This window comes from Leuconostoc palmae (assembly GCF_019656075.1).
Lineage (GTDB): Bacteria > Bacillota > Bacilli > Lactobacillales > Lactobacillaceae > Leuconostoc > Leuconostoc palmae.
In genome coordinates, this window is record NZ_BPKZ01000004.1 from 68,881 (window position 1) to 85,216 (window position 16,336).

Annotated in this window: 18 protein-coding genes and 1 other RNA gene; 14 read left to right on the forward strand and 5 right to left on the reverse strand. The window is 35.6% G+C overall.

All coding sequences use genetic code 11. The annotated features are described in order from the left end of the window. Window positions 1-9: 9 nt before the first annotated feature. The 8 genes from fabF (at window position 10) to K5Q12_RS03095 (ending at window position 7,300) form a co-directional block, all read left to right on the forward strand. Complete coding sequence (gene fabF, locus K5Q12_RS03060) at window positions 10-1,272, forward strand: beta-ketoacyl-ACP synthase II (RefSeq protein WP_220742253.1); 1,263 nt, start codon at window positions 10-12, stop codon at window positions 1,270-1,272. Window positions 1,273-1,275: 3 nt separating this feature from the next. Next, window positions 1,276-1,743 (forward strand): acetyl-CoA carboxylase biotin carboxyl carrier protein, encoded by a 468-nt coding sequence (gene accB / locus K5Q12_RS03065; protein WP_220742254.1) that lies wholly within the window; start codon window positions 1,276-1,278, stop codon window positions 1,741-1,743. A 74-nt stretch (window positions 1,744-1,817) separates the two neighbouring features. Beyond that, window positions 1,818-2,249 carry a 3-hydroxyacyl-ACP dehydratase FabZ gene (fabZ, locus tag K5Q12_RS03070; RefSeq protein WP_220742255.1) on the forward strand — a complete coding sequence of 144 codons (432 nt, stop codon included), beginning with the start codon at window positions 1,818-1,820 and terminating at the stop codon, window positions 2,247-2,249. 2 nt (window positions 2,250-2,251) lie between these two features. Continuing rightward, window positions 2,252-3,628, forward strand: a complete 1,377-nt coding sequence (locus tag K5Q12_RS03075; protein WP_220742256.1) for an acetyl-CoA carboxylase biotin carboxylase subunit — start codon at window positions 2,252-2,254, stop codon at window positions 3,626-3,628. 135 nt (window positions 3,629-3,763) lie between these two features. Beyond that, window positions 3,764-4,603 (forward strand): acetyl-CoA carboxylase carboxyltransferase subunit beta, encoded by an 840-nt coding sequence (locus K5Q12_RS03080; protein ID WP_220742257.1) that lies wholly within the window; start codon window positions 3,764-3,766, stop codon window positions 4,601-4,603. Window position 4,604: 1 nt separating this feature from the next. Next, the gene (accA, locus tag K5Q12_RS03085) at window positions 4,605-5,405 is read left to right on the forward strand and encodes a carboxyltransferase subunit alpha (protein ID WP_220742258.1); all 801 of its coding nucleotides are present in this window, start codon (window positions 4,605-4,607) and stop codon (window positions 5,403-5,405) included. Between the two features lie 62 nt (window positions 5,406-5,467). Continuing rightward, window positions 5,468-5,825: a transfer-messenger RNA gene (gene ssrA / locus K5Q12_RS03090) on the forward strand. Between the two features lie 512 nt (window positions 5,826-6,337). After that, window positions 6,338-7,300, forward strand: coding sequence for a cation:proton antiporter (locus tag K5Q12_RS03095; RefSeq protein ID WP_220742259.1), 963 nt, complete (start codon window positions 6,338-6,340; stop codon window positions 7,298-7,300). Window positions 7,301-7,533: 233 nt separating this feature from the next. Here K5Q12_RS03095 and K5Q12_RS03100 read toward each other — a convergent pair whose 3' ends face one another. Together K5Q12_RS03100 and K5Q12_RS03105 are read right to left on the reverse strand one after the other, a co-directional pair. Continuing rightward, window positions 7,534-7,824, reverse strand: a complete 291-nt coding sequence (locus K5Q12_RS03100) for a hypothetical protein (protein WP_246570475.1) — start codon at window positions 7,822-7,824, stop codon at window positions 7,534-7,536. Window positions 7,825-7,966: 142 nt separating this feature from the next. Next, complete coding sequence (locus K5Q12_RS03105) at window positions 7,967-8,488, reverse strand: folate family ECF transporter S component (protein ID WP_220742260.1); 522 nt, start codon at window positions 8,486-8,488, stop codon at window positions 7,967-7,969. 99 nt (window positions 8,489-8,587) lie between these two features. Here K5Q12_RS03105 and K5Q12_RS03110 point away from each other — a divergent pair, with 99 nt between their 5' ends. The 3 genes from K5Q12_RS03110 (at window position 8,588) to K5Q12_RS03120 (ending at window position 10,929) form a co-directional block, all read left to right on the forward strand. Next, window positions 8,588-9,193, forward strand: a complete 606-nt coding sequence (locus K5Q12_RS03110) for a TetR/AcrR family transcriptional regulator (RefSeq protein ID WP_220742261.1) — start codon at window positions 8,588-8,590, stop codon at window positions 9,191-9,193. A 141-nt stretch (window positions 9,194-9,334) separates the two neighbouring features. Next, window positions 9,335-9,907 (forward strand): uracil-DNA glycosylase family protein, encoded by a 573-nt coding sequence (locus K5Q12_RS03115; RefSeq protein ID WP_220742351.1) that lies wholly within the window; start codon window positions 9,335-9,337, stop codon window positions 9,905-9,907. A 104-nt stretch (window positions 9,908-10,011) separates the two neighbouring features. Then, the gene (locus K5Q12_RS03120) at window positions 10,012-10,929 is read left to right on the forward strand and encodes a DMT family transporter (protein ID WP_246570477.1); all 918 of its coding nucleotides are present in this window, start codon (window positions 10,012-10,014) and stop codon (window positions 10,927-10,929) included. Between the two features lie 9 nt (window positions 10,930-10,938). Here the strand turns inward: K5Q12_RS03120 and K5Q12_RS03125 are convergent, their stop codons facing one another. The 3 genes from K5Q12_RS03125 to rnhC form a co-directional block, all read right to left on the reverse strand. Further along, on the reverse strand, window positions 10,939-11,436 hold the full coding sequence (locus K5Q12_RS03125; RefSeq protein ID WP_220742263.1) for a hypothetical protein: 498 nt from the start codon (window positions 11,434-11,436) through the stop codon (window positions 10,939-10,941). A 168-nt stretch (window positions 11,437-11,604) separates the two neighbouring features. Further along, on the reverse strand, window positions 11,605-11,901 hold the full coding sequence (locus tag K5Q12_RS03130; RefSeq protein WP_220742264.1) for an AFWIR motif membrane protein: 297 nt from the start codon (window positions 11,899-11,901) through the stop codon (window positions 11,605-11,607). Between the two features lie 20 nt (window positions 11,902-11,921). Next, complete coding sequence (gene rnhC, locus K5Q12_RS03135; RefSeq protein ID WP_220742265.1) at window positions 11,922-12,860, reverse strand: ribonuclease HIII; 939 nt, start codon at window positions 12,858-12,860, stop codon at window positions 11,922-11,924. A gap of 74 nt (window positions 12,861-12,934) precedes the next feature. On the opposite strand from rnhC, the gene K5Q12_RS03140 reads away from it, so the two are divergent. Genes K5Q12_RS03140 through K5Q12_RS03150 form a run of 3 tightly spaced genes read left to right on the forward strand, consistent with a single transcriptional unit; the run spans window position 12,935 to window position 16,300 of the window. Further along, on the forward strand, window positions 12,935-13,339 hold the full coding sequence (locus K5Q12_RS03140; RefSeq protein ID WP_220742266.1) for a cell division protein ZapA: 405 nt from the start codon (window positions 12,935-12,937) through the stop codon (window positions 13,337-13,339). Then, window positions 13,336-13,857, forward strand: coding sequence for a CvpA family protein (locus K5Q12_RS03145; RefSeq protein ID WP_220742267.1), 522 nt, complete (start codon window positions 13,336-13,338; stop codon window positions 13,855-13,857). The genes K5Q12_RS03140 and K5Q12_RS03145 overlap by 4 nt, the downstream gene beginning before the upstream one ends. A gap of 37 nt (window positions 13,858-13,894) precedes the next feature. Further along, a complete protein-coding gene (locus K5Q12_RS03150) occupies window positions 13,895-16,300 on the forward strand; it encodes an endonuclease MutS2 (protein WP_220742268.1) in 2,406 nt (801 codons plus the stop codon). The last annotated feature ends 36 nt before the right edge of the window (window positions 16,301-16,336 follow it).

The window sequence follows — 16,336 nt, forward strand, 5'->3', positions numbered from 1 at the left end:
GAGAATCACATGTCACGAGTAGTAATTACTGGTCTTGGTGCAGTGACACCACTAGGTAACGATACAGAATCATTTTTAAATGGTATCTTTAATGAAGAAATTGGCATTAAGCCAATTACAAAATTTGATGCTTCAGAGACAGGTATTTCTGTAGCAGGGCAAGTTGATGGATTCGATGCTGCTAAGCGCGTTGGTAAGCGTGATGCTCGAAAATTAGATTTGTTTTCACAATATGCTATTGATGCTGCTGATCAAGCATTAGAAAATGCTGGATTAAAGTCTGAAGAAGGTTCTGAAAATCCAACAACGGTTGCAGATCCAACCCGTTTTGGTGTTATTCTTGGTAATGGTATTGGTGGTTTGACAACTATTCAAGAACAAGTAATCAAAATGCATGAAAAAGGACCACAACGTGTTAGCCCATTGTTCGTTCCTGAATCAATTCCTAATATGGTTTCTGGAAATGTTTCGCTTCGATTTGGCGCTAAAGGTGTGAATTACACAGTAGTAACGGCATGCGCTTCGGCAACTAACGCTATTGGTGAAGCCTTCTGGCGTATCCAATCAGGGAAGGCAGATGTTATGCTTACTGGTGGTTCAGAAGCTACTGTCAATGAAATCGGAATCGCTGGTTTTGCTGCCTTAACTGCATTATCAACAGAAGAAGATCCTAAAGACGCTTCGAAGCCATTTGATAAGAATCGTCATGGTTTCGTTCTTGGCGAAGGATCAGGTATTCTTGTTATTGAAAGTTTAGAGCATGCACAAGCTCGTGGTGCCAAAATCCTAGCTGAATTAGTAGGTTATGGTGCATCATCTGATGCCTATCACATGACTTCACCATCTCCAGATGGTGAAGGAGCTGCACGCGCAATGAATGATGCTTTGCGTGATGCCAACTTGTCACCTGAAAAGATTTCTTATATCAATGCTCATGGTACAGCAACTGGCGCAAATGATTCTGGTGAGGCGCATGCCATTGCATTAGTATTCGGAGAAAACTCATTGCCTGTTTCATCAACTAAGGGAATGACTGGTCATTTGTTGGGTGCTGCGGGAGCCATAGAAGCGGTGATATCAGTTGGATCAATTATACGTGGTGAATTACCAGTTAACGTTGGTGTGGACGAACAAGACGAAGATACCAAGTTGGTTAATTTAGTATCAACAGCAACAAAACAACAAGCACCAGAATATGTTTTGAGTGCAAACTATGGTTTTGGCGGACATAATGCCGCTATCATTTTCAAGAATTGGCACGAAGAGGCTTAATACATGAGTTTAACAATTGAAGAAATACGTAATTTAATGAATGATTTAGAAAATAGTTCATTAAGAGAATTCCAAATATTAGATGGAGACTTTAGTTTACATCTTTCAAAGAATGAAAATGTCGCTACAGTTAGTCCGATTTCATCACCAGCTGTTACTCCTACAATGGCGCCTAATGTGACTTCTGAAGTGGCCTCCACTGAACATCCATTAGCTAAACCTGTGAAACCAGGAAAAGAAATTGTAGCACCGATGGTTGGAACTGTTTACTTGCAACCTAAGCCTGATGCACCTATGTTTAAATCAGTTGGTGATAAAGTTTCTGTTGGTGAAACAGTTGCTGTCATTGAGGCAATGAAATTGATGACAGAAATACACAGTGAAGTGTCTGGTACAATTTCCGAAATTCTTGTGGAAAATGAAGAAGTTGTAGATTACAATAAACCGTTATACTTAGTAACAGAAGATTAAAATGCGGGTTTACCCGCGTACATACCTGAATAGGAGGAAATGCACGTAGCAGGACGCTATGTGTTTATAATAAAATGACTGTATTGAACACACAACAAATTATGGAAATTATCCCTCACCGCTACCCAATGTTGATGTTAGACACTGTGGAAGAGCTGATTCCTGGTGAAAAAGCAGTAGCTTTTAAAAACATTTCAATTAATGAGGAAATATTTCAAGGACATTTTCCAGGCAATCCTACCTTTCCGGGTGCATTAACAGTTGAAGCACTAGCACAAACCGGTGCAGTGGCACTATTATCATTACCTGAGTATAAAGGCAAGACAGCATACTTTGGTGGTATTAAAAAGGCACGTTATCGTCAAATGGTTCGTCCAGGCGATCGTTTGCGTCTTGAGGTTACTATTGATCGCTTGCGCGGACCAATCGGAACAGGTAAAGGCATTGTTTGGATTGGTGACAAAAAAGCAACGACAGCTGAATTAACATTCATCATTGGAGATTAATCGTGTTTAAAAAAGTATTGGTTGCAAACCGTGGCGAAATTGCGGTTCGTATTATCAGAACATTAAAAGAGATGGGTATTGGATCAGTTGCGATATATTCAACAGCTGATAAAGATAGTTTACATGTTCAAATTGCTGATGAAGCAATTTGTGTTGGTGGACCAAAACCAAAAGATTCATATTTGAATATGAAAAATATATTGAGTGCGGCATTGCTATCAGGATCTGAAGCTATTCATCCAGGTTATGGTTTTTTAGCTGAAAATTCATTATTTGCTGAAATGATTGGTGAGGTTGGAATTAAGTGGATTGGTCCTAGACCTGAAACGATTGACTTAATGGGAAATAAAGCTAACGCTCGTGAAGAAATGAGACGTGCTGGTGTACCTGTGATTCCTGGATCTGAAGGATTTATACGAAATTTTTCAGAAGCTAAAGAAGTTGCTGATCGTATTGGTTATCCATTATTATTAAAGGCTGCTGCCGGTGGTGGTGGTAAAGGGATGCGTTTCGTTTACGGTGAAGATGAACTATCAGACAAGTTTGATGATGCTCAAAATGAAGCCCGCGCATCATTTGGTGATGATCACATGTACATCGAAAAAGTGATGGAGCACGTCCGTCATATTGAGATGCAGTTATTACGAGATGAAAATGGCCATGTGATTTATTTACCTGAGCGAAATTGTTCTCTACAACGCAATAATCAAAAAGTAATTGAAGAATCACCGGCAACAGGTATGACACCAGAAATGCGTGCTCATTTGGGTGATATCTCTACACGTGCTGCTCAAGCGCTTAAGTATGTTAATACTGGTACAATTGAGTTTTTGCAAGATCGTGAAGGTAAGTTTTACTTCATGGAAATGAACACGCGTATTCAGGTGGAACATCCTGTTTCTGAAATGGTGACAGGGTTAGATTTGGTGGAATTACAGGTCTTAGTTGCCGATGGACAAGATATTCCTGTTACTCAAAATGAAATCGAAGTTCAAGGACATTCAATTGAAGTTCGTCTCACTTCTGAACAACCTGAAAAGAATTTTGCGCCAAGTGCAGGTAAAGTTGACTTTGTGTTCCTACCAACAGGTGGACCGGGTGTGAGAATTGATTCAGCATTATTTAATGGGGATAAAGTACAACCATTCTATGATTCGATGATTGGAAAACTTATTGTACATGCTGATGACAGAAAGCAAGCCATGGCAAAGATTCGCCGTATTGTGGACGAAACGGTTATTCGGGGTGTTGAAACTAGCCGTAGTTTCCAAAAAGCATTGCTACAAGATCCACAAGTTGAACGTGGTGAATTTGATACGCGTTACCTAGAAAGTGAATTTTTACCTAGATGGGTTGAAAGTTTGCCAGATAGTGAATAAAAAAATTACCGCGTATGGTTCACATATGCGGTATTGTTGTCTTAATACTAACTATTATTAAGTTCTACGAGAATGAAAAGGAGATGTGTGTGCTTGGTTATTCAATTATTTTGGTAACCAGTTCGCCTGACTACAATGGATTTATACGATAATCAAAAATCAACCTCTAAAATTAAACGGGATGCTTCTGTCAATGATCGCATACCAGATGGTCTATTTCTAGCTTGTCCCTACTGCGGGGTACAAATGTATAATAAACAATTAGGTGAACATCGTGTTTGTGCACACTGTGGTTATGGTTTTAGACTTCAAGCTCGAGAACGTGTTGCACTGTTGACACAATCATTTGAAGAAATGGATTCAGACATTGAAATAGTTGCACCTGATTTTCCAGGTTATGCTGATAAACTTGCTCGCGCAAAGTCACAAACCGAGTTGGGTGAGTCTGTTCTAACAGGTATCGCAACAATTGAAGATGCTAAAGTGGCACTTGGTATCATGGATTCCTATTTCATGATGGGGTCATTAGGATCAATGACTGGTGAAAAAATTACCCGTTTGTTTGAATATGCAACAGAAAAAAAATTGCCTGTTGTTTTGTTTACTGCTTCTGGTGGTGCTAGAATGCAAGAAGGCATCAATTCATTAATGCAGATGGCTAAAGTCTCTGCAGCTGTTGCTCAACATCAAGAAGCTGGGCTATTGTATCTTGTAGTACTGACCGATCCAACTACAGGTGGTGTGACAGCTAGTTTTGCTATGCAAGGAGATATCACTTTAGCAGAACCTCATGCGTTAGTAGGATTTGCAGGTGCTAGAGTCATTGAATCTACGATTCATGAAAAATTACCAAAAGATTTTCAACGTGTTGAGACTTTACTTGAAAATGGTTTCGTTGACAAAATTGTGCCAAGACCAGAACTGGGGCATGTTATTAGTCAATTGGTAAAGTTACACTATAGAGCGGAGGCATAACATGGCAGTTAATATTGGCTTAAAACTTTTTAAACACGAACCCACACCTGCTGAAGTAGTTAAAAAATCACGTGAAGATCGTTTTTTTGCTCGAGAAATCATTGATGGTGTCTTTAATGATTTTATTGAGTTTCATGGTGATCGTCAAAGCGGGGATGATATGTCTGTTATTGGTGGTATCGCGACATTGAATGACAAACCAGTCACTGTTATTGTAATTGATAAAGGGACTGATATTCATGATAAGTTAAGCAAACGCAATGGTTCGCCAGAACCTTGGGGATATCGAAAAGCTCAAAGGTTGATGCAACAAGCTAACAAATTTCATCGTCCTATTGTGACATTTATTAATACGCCTGGTGCTTTCCCTGGCAAAACTGCTGAAGTACAAGGGCAAGGTGAAGCGATTGCTAAGTCTATCTTAGAATCTATGAAACTGGCGGTTCCAATGATTTCTATCATATACGGTGAAGGTGGATCTGGCGGAGCATTAGCTTTGGCCACAACTGATCAAGTTTGGATGTTTCAAAACGCAACTTATTCAATTTTGTCTCCGGAAGGATTTGCTTCTATCCTATGGAAAGACAGTAAGCGTTCTGAAGAGGCAGCAGCAGTTATGGGGCTTACCCCAAAAGATTTGTTAGAAAAAAATGTTATTGAGTATGTTATACCAGAATCACGCAATCATCCACGTGTGTTTAATTTAATTCGCAAGAAACTGGATGATGAATTTTCACTCTTAAATGAATTGTCTCCAGAAGAGTTGATTCAAAAGCGTCGTGCACGTTTTAGAGCTTTTTAATGTGTTATAATAGTCATTGACTTAGGTTAATGATTTTTTTATTGCTTAAAGTCATAATACTTGGGGTCGTTTTTGGAATTCGACAGGTTATTTAGGGCATTGACTGCGTTTCGCCATCCGGGCGTTAAAACGGGCAGAAATTTTAACTGCAAAAAACGAAAACTCTTTCGCAATCGCTGCTTAAAAACCAGTGACGCGTAACTTAACTTTGGTAGCTGACGTCTAAGGTTAGGTCATAAAAGGTCAGATCGCTTGTATTATTAAATCTGGATAATGCAAGTTAAAATTTCAGATTTGTATTTTGTGTGAGCCGTGTGTTGTGGCGTTTCAAAATATGAATTTTAAATGACAATACTATAAGCGTAGATGTTGATGTACCGGGTGGCCTGGACAGGGGTTCAACTCCCCTCGACTCCACTAATCATTTCATGGCGTTGCATAAGGTTTTAAAAAGCCTAATGTAGCGCCTTTTCTTATGAAAAAGATTTCATTAGATTGCATGGGATTTCAGGAAAAATAACACAAAATTTAAACGGATGATTGATTGAGATGGCGGCGTTTAAGCGGTTTTTTATTTGTCTAAATGATACAAAATAGCACACAAACCAAAATATGGTAAATATGTAAAATATATGCGAAAATAACTGTATATATACAGTATAATATTCATAGATAATCATGTTGTTTAACGAGTGAACTATGACGACCCAATGAACTAATAGACAGATACTAAGAAAATACTTTACAGGACGCAATGACATTACAGATTGTTTATATGAATTATCTAGTGAGTTAACTAACAAAATTTGATTTGAATAGCAAAAATATGATATATTTATCTTAATTAAACGTAGACGGTTGGGCGTAAGCTTCAAGAATAGTTAGTCGGGGAACTAACTGTTTTTGGAGCTTTTTAATTGTTAGGAGAAATAATGGACTATCTATTAATTTTGTTGTTGGTTGTCGTTACGGTTATTTTTGGAAAGGTAGGTAGATGGTTTGGATTGTCAGAAGTAGTTGGGCAATTATTAGCAGGTATTGTTTTAGGAACTAGTCTATTGAATATTGTACAACCAAGTAATTTAATACATTTGAGTGCTGAGATAGGCATCTTTTTATTAATGTTTCACTCAGGGCTAGAGTCTGATTTAAAAGAAATGAAAAAACATATCAAAGCGTCGACACTTATTGCGATGATGGGAGTGTTATTACCTGCAATTGCTTTTCCTATCTCATTTTTGATGATCGGATACAGTTTACAAGTTTCTGTATTTGCAGGTATTGTTTTCTCGGCAACTTCTATTTCAATAACTTTAGCTGTGCTATCTGAACAAGACAAATTAGCTACCCCAACGGGAGCAATCATACTTTCAGCAGCTGTTTTGGATGACATTATAGCTCTTATTGCAGTAACATTATTCTCTATATTTGTTGGTGTAGAAACGTTTCGCTTGACTAGCTTACTACCTTTGTTTGCATTTTTATTTGGAATGTTTGTCAGAAAGTTTGATGTGTCTCACCAGGTTGCTACTATAAGTACAAAATTAGGTAAGTGGTTTTTCTACCCCATTTTTTTTGGATCTATTGCACTAGAATTAGTGGTTCAAGGATTAAATAATAAAGTAGGTTTAATACTAATAGTGAGTATTTTGGCTATCTTTACAAAGTTTTTTGGTTCATATATTGGTGCAAGATTAGCGGGAATAGGTGTTCATATTGCAAGTGCAATCGGAGCTGGTATGATTTCTAGAGGTGAGATGGCTCTAGTTGTTATTCAAATAGGGATATCATCACATATTATTAATGATAATATTTCAGCAGAGTTTATTGTTACCGTGATTATTTCAACGATGGTAGCACCGATAATTATGAAACCGTTGTTTAACAAGATCTGATCTATTGATTTATATGAGGTATGGACTGATTCAATTAAGATATCCAGTATCATAATAACCGTATTGTTTTTTGTTTACACTAAAAAAAATCCCGTTCTCCATGTCTTGGAGAGCGAGATTTAGGGATACAAAATGCTGTTTTTAAAAACGCCGTCTCCCCAAATTTCCCTTTCTGATAAATGCGTTTCAATCAATTCAATAAGTTGTTGGTTCACTAGAATCATGGCACATTGCTAGCCAGCAAAGGGTTCATATAAGGGCATAACAATTTGTTTACCTTGTAAGGCTTTTTGGATGTTAGAAACTTTAAAAGCACCATGAGACTCTGTTTGGATTTTGACATTTAAACTTGATGATGGTCCAAATGCATGTAACTGTATTGGCAAAGATAAGTCATTAAGAATGTCAAAAGTATACATATCAAAAAGTGGACTATATCTTGTTTGCTCATTATCTTTAATTTCCATTAATGGTACGGGCTTTCCGATATGATGAAATGATAGAGTTAGGTTTGCATTGTTCATAGGGTTTATCTTTTTTGTGTATAGTTTAACTAGTTATTGGATGCGTAAAGTGACATTGATTAATCTTATTTTATATATTATTTATTATATAGTATGAATTCTTTATTTAAATCATATTATTGATTATACTGTTGGCAAACCATTAACTTAATTTTCTATTGGTCATTATATGTAATTTCGTCTTAAAATTTTTAATTGCTGATTGTTTCAATAGGAAATAGGTTACAATAATTTGTACAATTAAACTAGCAATCATTTTAAATAATCTAGTGCTTAATAAGGCTGTATAATTTAAGTGATAAACATATGCAATTAGATGTGTGTTTATAAAGAAACTGATGCCTACCACGACAACGACATTGACAACAATGATTTTCCATAATGTTAGCTTTTGTAAAATGCCGTATGTTGCGCCAGCTAAAAGAGCTGGAATAATAAATAAAATAGAGAACGTTCCATGTCCCATGATTGTGAAAGCTAATAGATTAGCGATTACAGCAGTTAATATTGTTAGTCTAATGCCGTACAAATAACCGCAAATAATAAGTGCAATAAAGCCTAAATTCACACTAGCAAATGATGGACCAATACTGATCTTGCCTAAAATGATATTTAGCGCAACTAATACTGCAGTACTTGAAATATGATAAACAGTAAATTTCATAAATAATACCTTTCTTAAAAATGACACGTATGTCATTAATTAAATATAATTGTACTATAAAATGACACATGTGTCATTTTTGTTTTAAGGAGAACCTATATGATTAAAACAAATGTAAGTAACAAAAGTGAATCTAAAAGACTAGCGATTTTAAATGGTGCGCGAAAAGTTTTTTCAAAAAAAGGATTTTTATCCGTATCAATGCAGGATATTATTGATGAGTGTCACATTAGTCGTGGTGGTATTTATCTGTACTTTAATTCAGTAGACGAACTTTTTTTTGAAACGATTACACAGAGATCTGTACGTCAGTTTGATGAGATTAGACTAGCAATACAAGATAATCCGCCTTTTAATGAACTGTTAGAGGACTACTTAATGGAACATAAAAAAAGGTTAATCAATCATATCAATAATGACTGCTCGTTATTACGAGCAATGTATGAATATTCTTTCACACACAATTCTGATACTGACAAAAAATTAAAGCAAAAACAAATAAATGCTACAAGAGCAACTGTTAGGTCGGTATTAGATGTCGGTGTGCAACAAAACCAAGTAAGTAGTGAGAAAGTAAAATTAATTTCTGACAATTTTATGTTACTTATTGAAGGTATGAGTATTTTGACTTTAACTGGTAATTTGAAAGAAAAGCAAATTGATGAACAGTTTGACATGTTTTATAAAGAAATTATTCATTTATAAACTGAACATAACTAAGAATGGGGATAGATAGCATGCTAGTTTTGTTTGAAAAAAATAAAATCAGTATATAGAATTGGGTTAGCATAAAGAATAATTTTGAATAAGCAGTTGGATTGTTTATGAAGATGAGAGATGATGGCAATGAATATTTTTGATGAGATTGTTAATGATGAAATGAATAAAACATATACTCAAAATGGCTTAAAACCAATATATGCCGTTTCAAAAAATGCCAGAATTGTTATTATTGGGCAAGCACCTGGATTAAAAGTTCAAAATACAGGTATCATGTGGAACGATGCATCTGGGGAAAGGCTAAGGGAGTGGATGGGCATAGATAATGATATTTTTTATAATTCTGGTCTGATTAGTGTCATTCCGATGGATTTTTACTATCCTGGAAAGGGTAAATCCGGCGACTTGCCACCACGTAAAGGCATTGCAGAAAAATGGCATTCAAGACTTTTACAAGAAATGCCGAATGTTAAGTTAGTCATTTTAGTGGGGTTATATGCACAAAAGTACTACTTACATTTAAGTTATCAAGATACACTGACGCAAACGGTTAAGTCATTTAAGAAGTACTTACCCAAATACTTTCCAATTGTACATCCTTCACCAAGAAATAATATTTGGATTACTAAAAATCAATGGTTTGAGGAATCTGTAATTCCTTATCTGCAAAAAAAAGTAAAACAAACACTAGATTATTAAGAACACTTTTAGTTAAACATTACTACATATTATGATAAAAAGATGAATTAAACATTAAAATAATGTAACATATACATGGAAGATTTAAATCAGGAAGAATGGTTATGCAGAAAAAAAGGCAATGTATTTGTTACGGTATTGGTAGTGCAATTCTCTTTGGAGTTAGTGGCATATTAGCGAGTTTTGTGTTTAGAAATAAGAGCATTTCACCTGAATGGTTGGTTGGCATTCGCATGTTTTTTGGTGGCATTATTTTACTGACACTATTGGCGATCAGAGGCTATAATATTTTTACTCTATTTAAGCATCGAAATGACGTGATTTTACTCATTAGTTTTGGCATTTTAGGCGTTTTTTTGGCGCAATCAAGTTTTTTTATGTCAGTATACTATGGGGATGCTGCAACTGCGACTGTTTTACAGTCTTTAGGGCCAACAATTATTGTGTTATTAATCAGTTTTAAGCATCGTGTTTTACCGAGTCGAATAGAATATATTACAATTAGTTTAGCATTAATAGGTGTTTTTTTATTGGTTACTAATGGTAGCTTGACACATTTAAATGTTGATGGGCAAGCAATTATTTGGGGAATTATTTCAGCTTTTGGTGTGGCAGGATATACTTTAATTCCTCGACCATTATTAAAAAATAACAATGCTTTAATTGTTGTTGCTTGGGGATTATTCATCGGTGGGGTTGTTGAAAATAGCATTCATCCGATTTGGATCATACCTATTAACATGAATGAAGATAGTATTTTACTTATTATTTTTATTACCCTAGGCGGTACATTACTAGCTTATGCATTATATATTGCTAGTTTATCTGCATTACCACCAACAGTTGCTAGTTTATTGGGGACAGTAGAGCCACTTACTGCTACTACTCTTTCAGTTACATTATTACAATTACGTTTGGAAGCCTTTCAATTTGTCGGTATCTTATTGATATTGTCAACGGTTTTACTGATTAGTCTACCGGTAAAACAACTAAATAAAATAAAAAAGCATCCCCTTAACTAGGGATGCCTTTTAACTTAAGTCGTCAACTAATGGAAAAATCGTTTTGAGCTGGTCAAAAATTAATATAATAAGCGGACGAACAATAAAAAAGAACAGTGGAACAGCTACCAGAAATGTTTTGAACCAGTTATCGATATAACCTTGTAAGAAAAGTGGGTATAGGCTACGATGTGTTTCGGTTAGAATAACCATCATTACAGATACATTCCCTGCAATCACCAAAAAAGGTATTGTGACATGACGTGGCGCCATTTTTGAAAAAATATTGGGATAGAAATCATGAAGCCGTAAAACAAGTGGCAATGTGACAAACCGCCTTAAGTAATATATAAATATAACCGCTGCAGGATATACTTTGACAATAGTTAGGATCACAGAAAGAGATATGCCATACCGTATAATGGTGTTATAACTTAACATTATCATGACCATGGTACTTAATATTGTGACCACTAGAGTATTAGGGTGATGTAACACTTGACTGAACTTACGACGCAACAAATTCATATAATTGACTTCCTTGTGATAAAAATGTAAGGGGAATAAAATTAAGACTCAAATATAAACGTTCTATCAGATAAGAAAATAAATATAAAGCATATTTACTGGTAATATTTAATAGATATTGTTAACAAAAACACGTATTAATAGGATCAATACGTGTTTTTTAGAAAATTATTTTTTGTTGTCATCAATTTCTTCAAACTCACCATCGAAAGTGTGACTTGTGGTGTCTTGATAGGATTGTCTTTTGGGAAGAATAAACTTGAATCGAATATAAAAAGCCAGTCCAATAAGGAATAAAATACCAACGATTGCAAAAAAGTTTTTAATCACAAATGCGACAATGAGCACCAGAATAATTGCCAAAATTAATCTAGGAATAACACCGAAAGTATTTGAGAACAAAAAAGCGAAAAAATAAACAACCGATAAAATAATAATTAAAGGGAAAAATAATAATGTAAACATAAGTTTATCTCCAATATAGTTTAGTGAATAAGGTGTTGGGCTTTTTGAGTGTTGGCAAAATGGAGCTTAGCAAAATACTTGAGATCTTGACCACTTTTAATGAGTTTTGCTGCAACTAAATCAACTGGCTTGCCAGCACCAATTGGTAAAACAATACCGGCTTTAGCACTTAGTTCTTCTAATGCATTAAGTTCAACAACTCTTGCTAAAATGGATGCAGCAGCAACACTTAGATGGTATTGCTCACCCTTAGTTGAAAAGTAAACATTATCTTTCACAATAGGAGACTGTTGAGCACGATAAAGATAGTTATAGTAGGTTGTTTTCTGTGCGAATTGATCGATTAAAATGCCTTGAGGTTGATCGGGTGAAATTTTTTGAAGCACTTTATTTAGAGCATAATTATGTGAAATAGCTTTCATCTGATTAACATTATGCTTAGGTTGCAGCTGATTATACTTCTCAGGCATTAAATTAACCACATGGTGAGGTAGATTTTCAATAATCTGCGGTGCAATTTGTCTCATTTTGTCGTCCGTTAGCGTTTTTGAATCTGCAATACCTAATTGTTTAACCCAAGACAGATTTTCTTTAGATACATATACTGCAGCAGTAGTTAATGGACCAAAATAAGCGCCAGCGCCTACCTCGTCTGAACCCAAAACCGACCATTCAGAAAAATTAGCGGGAATATTTTCACCAGGAATAGTTTTTGAAAAGGTTTTTTTGGGTTTTAGTGCATTATTAGGGGTGATAGCATGTGATTGCCAACGAGACAATTCTTTTTCAAAGCCATTACCTTGAAAAAGAATTTTTCCTGATTTATAACCTGTTACAACACCATGATTGGTCTTTGCAGAGAAAATAGCGCCAACTGGTATCTTTGCAATCGAAAATTGTTGATAATAGTCAGCCATTATTTTTAATTGTTGCATTGACACTTGAATTACACTTTGCATAGTATAAGTATATCAGTTTTTGTTGATAAACATATATGGTGTATAATTAATAGAACATAATGAAGGAAAATGATATGGTAACACAAAATAAGAAACGCCAATATAAAGCTAACTTGGCTGGAAAAAACTATACCATCTCGGGGCAGGCCACTTTATCACATTTTAAGGCAACTGAAAAAATTTATAATCAACAATGGGTACAAATAGAAACAGTTGCCCCCAATCTGTCACAAATAGATCAAGCCATTTTGTTAACATTTAATACAATTTCAGACCAGCTTTATAAACAAATTGAGATTGACCATTTAAAAAAACGTGTGGCAGAGTTAGAAGAGAAAATAGCAAATCAAGCACAAATGGCAAAACACTCGATAAAACGAGAACCTAAAAATGCAATAGGCTCTATTATTGACAACGCTCGTCAAGACAGTCAAACACATACAACAGACAAACTTTTTAAGCAAGGAAAAACACTATGATTATTTTAGGCATTTCTGCCGTTTTTATTTTATGTTGGATAATATCCGGTTATAAGCATGGCTTTGTTAATGGTGTATTGCGATTGGCGCTCTGGATTATTGTTTGGTACATCGCAATTAAGTTTTCAAAGCCAGTCGGTAGCTATATTGCTAACTTTGTTAATGGACAATTTATAAGGACAACTATCCCACAAGACGTTGCAGGCCATGGGTCACAGTTTTTAGGTTCTGGTATTGCTTTTACTGTTCTCTTGATACTTGGTGGCGTAATTAGTCACTATGTGCTTCGTTCCATGAGTATTATTCGTCGCATTCCCTTTCTAGGGTGGGTTGATGGGTTATTAGGTGCCATTTTATATGGAACCATAGGAGCTGTTATTTCATTTTTTGTTTTGCAATTGTTATCAGTCATCCCAGAACCTTGGGTGCAAGATCAGTTTTTAAATACACCACAACTTAATCAAATATTAGATCAAGCACCATTTTTTGCAGGACAAATTTATCAATGGTGGCTTTAATTGATTATTATCAAAAAGGAAGAATGACTAAACAGATATGAATCAAAAGGTATTACAAACTTTAGAGTACGATAAAATCAAGGCACAATTACAAGATTTTTTGACAACACCTACTGGCAGACAAGAGGCATATAATTTAGAGCCTAGTACGAACTCTGACGTTATTAATCAATGGTTACTTGAAACAGCAGATGCTGTTTTAATTGATCGTTTAAAAGGTGGTATTCCGCTGAGTAAGTTATCGGATATTACACCTCATTTAAAGCGGTTAAATATTAATGCAAGTTTAAGTGCTACAGAATTGTCTGAAATTAGTGTGGTGCTTCGTAATACGAATACCATTGCTAATTTTTTTAAACAAATGACGGATGAAACAATTGGGGACTCTTTAGTAGCGTTGCCACACCAAGCAACAGAATTAGAAACTTTACCAGAAATTAGTCGCACCATACAAGAGGCTATTGATATAACTGGTCATATTACTGATGAAGCGTCTTATGAGCTTAAGCAAATTCGAGCTAAAATTACTGGTAATGAGCAATCTGTAAAAAATAAAATGCAGGCGTATACACGCGGTAAAACGGCTCAATACTTAAGTGATCCAATTGTGACAATAAGATCTGACAGGTATGTCTTACCCGTTAAAGCAGAGTATCGTAGTCAGTTTGGTGGTGTGGTACATGATCAAAGTCAAACTGGGCAAACACTTTACGTTGAACCACAGGCTGTTGTCGAAATTAATAACAAATTAAGCGAATTACGTGTCAAAGAAAAAGCTGAAGAGCAGCGTATATTACAGCAAATATCTGCTGAATTAGCACCTTATGCAGAACAAATTAACCAAAATGTTGTTATTCTCGGACACTTTGATTTTGTTAATGCTAAGGCTCGGTTAGCCAGTCGCTTCAATGCTATGCAGCCAACAGTTAATTCAGAAAATCACGTTAATTTACAACAAGCATGGCATCCTTTGCTTGATAGAAATAGTGCAGTTGCGAATGATATTGTTCTGGGAGATGCCTATAAAGCAATTATCATTACCGGACCCAATACTGGTGGTAAAACAATTACGATAAAGACACTTGGATTATTGCAACTGATGGCGCAATCGGGTCTGTTCATTACGACTAAAAGGCCATCTACTGTTGGTATATTTAACGAAATTTTTGCCGATATCGGGGATGAACAGTCTATTGAACAAAGCTTATCGACATTTAGTTCACATATGGCAAATATTGTATCGATGATTGATCATGTCGATGATAAAACGTTGATTATTTTCGACGAATTAGGAGCAGGGACAGATCCAGCAGAAGGTGCAGCTCTTGCTATTGCTATTTTAGATAAAATGGCAAGCTTAGGTGCATACGTTATCGCTACAACACATTACCCTGAACTCAAATTGTATGGTTATGATAGGCCTGAAACCATTAACGGATCAATGGTTTTTGACGTTGAAACTTTGAAACCAACTTATCAATTCTTAATCGGCGTACCAGGTCAGTCTAATGCGTTAGCTATTGCCAAGAGACTTGGATTTGGATCAGATGTTATTGGTGCTGCAACAGCATTGACAAATGAAGCGGATCAAGACTTAAATCATATGATTGAAGATCTGGTGATTCAACGTGATGCAGTGAAACAACATGATGACGAATTAATAGAAAAACTCAAAGCAACTCAAAAAAAAGCGGATGATCTGATTGAAAAAGAAGAAAAACTTGAAAAATCGCGTGCACGCCTGATTTTAGATGCTAAAAATGAAGCTAACCATATTGTTGCTGCTACAAAAAAGCAAGCTGAAGCGCTAATTTCGGAAATCAGAAAAGATAGGTTAAATTCTGGTCAACAAAGTGGTAACTTAACTGAACAAGAATTACAAGCTAAAAAAAGTCAGCTTGATAAATTAAAACAGAATAATCATCTTGAAAAAAATAAAATTTTGCAAAAAGCTAAGCAAGCCAAGCAACTAAGTCAAGGTGATGAAATTGTTGTAAAATCTTATGGGCAACAAGGTACGTTGATTAAACAACATAGTAATGGACAGTGGGAAGTTGAGATGGGCATTTTAAAAATGCTTGTTGATGAAGAGGACATTATTAAAACACAGGCAACTGCTAAAGCACAGGAGAAAAAGCGCAAGCAAAAACAACAGAAAATGATTAAAACAAAGACATATGGAGGATCTGCACGTGCTACTGCTAAATCAAGTCTGGATTTACGTGGTGTTCGTTACGAAGCTGCTTTGTCTGAATTAGATAGGTATTTGGATACAGCGGTACTGGCAAACTTAGGCACAGTAGAAATTATTCACGGTAAAGGAACTGGTGCTCTGAGAAAGGGTGTCACAGAGTTTTTGCGTTCAGATCGACGTGTCAAAACTTTTCACTTTGCTAATGCTAATGCTGGTGGAGATGGTGCCACTATTGCGGAATTAGCTTAAATTAAAAAGAAGTCAGTCTACATTAGGCAAACTTCT

Excerpts from the sequence above, each read along its gene's own strand:
- fabF (WP_220742253.1), top strand. The coding sequence starts at position 10 with ATGTCACGAGTAGTAATTACTGGTCTTGGTGCAGTGACACCACTAGGT.
- accB (WP_220742254.1), top strand. The coding sequence starts at position 1,276 with ATGAGTTTAACAATTGAAGAAATACGTAATTTAATGAATGATTTAGAA.
- fabZ (WP_220742255.1), top strand. The coding sequence starts at position 1,818 with ATGACTGTATTGAACACACAACAAATTATGGAAATTATCCCTCACCGC.
- K5Q12_RS03080 (WP_220742257.1), top strand. The coding sequence starts at position 3,764 with ATGGATTTATACGATAATCAAAAATCAACCTCTAAAATTAAACGGGAT.
- accA (WP_220742258.1), top strand. The coding sequence starts at position 4,605 with ATGGCAGTTAATATTGGCTTAAAACTTTTTAAACACGAACCCACACCT.
- K5Q12_RS03095 (WP_220742259.1), top strand. The coding sequence starts at position 6,338 with ATGGACTATCTATTAATTTTGTTGTTGGTTGTCGTTACGGTTATTTTT.
- K5Q12_RS03100 (WP_246570475.1), bottom strand. The coding sequence starts at position 7,824 with ATGAACAATGCAAACCTAACTCTATCATTTCATCATATCGGAAAGCCC.
- K5Q12_RS03105 (WP_220742260.1), bottom strand. The coding sequence starts at position 8,488 with ATGAAATTTACTGTTTATCATATTTCAAGTACTGCAGTATTAGTTGCG.
- K5Q12_RS03110 (WP_220742261.1), top strand. The coding sequence starts at position 8,588 with ATGATTAAAACAAATGTAAGTAACAAAAGTGAATCTAAAAGACTAGCG.
- K5Q12_RS03115 (WP_220742351.1), top strand. The coding sequence starts at position 9,335 with ATGAATATTTTTGATGAGATTGTTAATGATGAAATGAATAAAACATAT.
- K5Q12_RS03120 (WP_246570477.1), top strand. The coding sequence starts at position 10,012 with ATGCAGAAAAAAAGGCAATGTATTTGTTACGGTATTGGTAGTGCAATT.
- K5Q12_RS03125 (WP_220742263.1), bottom strand. The coding sequence starts at position 11,436 with ATGAATTTGTTGCGTCGTAAGTTCAGTCAAGTGTTACATCACCCTAAT.
- K5Q12_RS03130 (WP_220742264.1), bottom strand. The coding sequence starts at position 11,901 with ATGTTTACATTATTATTTTTCCCTTTAATTATTATTTTATCGGTTGTT.
- rnhC (WP_220742265.1), bottom strand. The coding sequence starts at position 12,860 with ATGCAAAGTGTAATTCAAGTGTCAATGCAACAATTAAAAATAATGGCT.
- K5Q12_RS03140 (WP_220742266.1), top strand. The coding sequence starts at position 12,935 with ATGGTAACACAAAATAAGAAACGCCAATATAAAGCTAACTTGGCTGGA.
- K5Q12_RS03145 (WP_220742267.1), top strand. The coding sequence starts at position 13,336 with ATGATTATTTTAGGCATTTCTGCCGTTTTTATTTTATGTTGGATAATA.
- K5Q12_RS03150 (WP_220742268.1), top strand. The coding sequence starts at position 13,895 with ATGAATCAAAAGGTATTACAAACTTTAGAGTACGATAAAATCAAGGCA.